The following is an 807-nucleotide window of genomic DNA, read 5'->3' on the forward strand; positions in this document are numbered from 1 at the left end:
AGAGCCCGTCCCGAAAAGGGTTGAGTGGCCGAGACCGCTATGATTCCAGGAGGGTGCTGAAGCCTGATCTGGAACCGCAATGTGGACCCCGACCACCCGGCGGCAGTATAGCCGCGACGGCTTGCGTTACGAAACCGATTTGACCGACGCCGAATGGGCGCTGATCGAGCCGCTCCTGCCTGAGCCGCACGCCCGAGGGCGCCCGCGGTGCTGGTCCACCCGGGAGATCCTCAACGGGATCTTCTACGTGCTGCGCGGCGGGATCGCCTGGCGGCTCTTGCCCTCCGACCTGCCGCCCAAAAGCACGGTCTTTCGCTGGTTCAGCCTGTGGCGTGACACGGGTCTGTTCGAGACTATCAACCATCTGCTGGTCATGGCGGATCGCGAGCGGGTCGGACGGGAGGCCTCGCCCACCGCCGCCGTGCTCGACAGCCAAAGTGTGAAGACCACCGAGAGCGGCGGCCCGCGAGGCTATGATGCCGGCAAGAAGGTCAAAGGCCGCAAGCGCCAGGTGATGGTCGACACCGATGGGCGCGGCCTGGTCCTGGAGCCCCAGCCGGCGGACGTTCAAGACCGCGATGGCGCCTGTGTGGTCCTGCGCCTGTCGCGGCGTGCGTTCCCGTTCATCGCCACGGCGTTTGCTGACAGCGGCTATGCCGGCGAGACCCCGGCCCAAGCGACCTCGATTATCATCGAGATCGTCAGAAAGCCGCCCGACCAGGTTGGCTTTGCGGTGCATCCGCGCCGCTGGGTGGTCGAACGGTTCTTCGCGTGGATCAGCCGCAACCGCCGGCTTTGGAAGGATCC

At 66.3% G+C, this 807-nt stretch carries 1 protein-coding gene; it reads left to right on the top strand.

Annotated features, from left to right (window positions below; genetic code table 11):
- Nucleotides 1-79: 79 nt before the first annotated feature.
- The coding region (locus FS320_RS44425) for an IS5 family transposase (RefSeq protein ID WP_152718786.1) at nucleotides 80-807 on the top strand (728 nt) is incomplete at its 3' end.

Origin of the sequence: Microvirga tunisiensis (assembly GCF_009296175.1) — a bacterium.
Taxonomy (GTDB): domain Bacteria; phylum Pseudomonadota; class Alphaproteobacteria; order Rhizobiales; family Beijerinckiaceae; genus Microvirga; species Microvirga tunisiensis.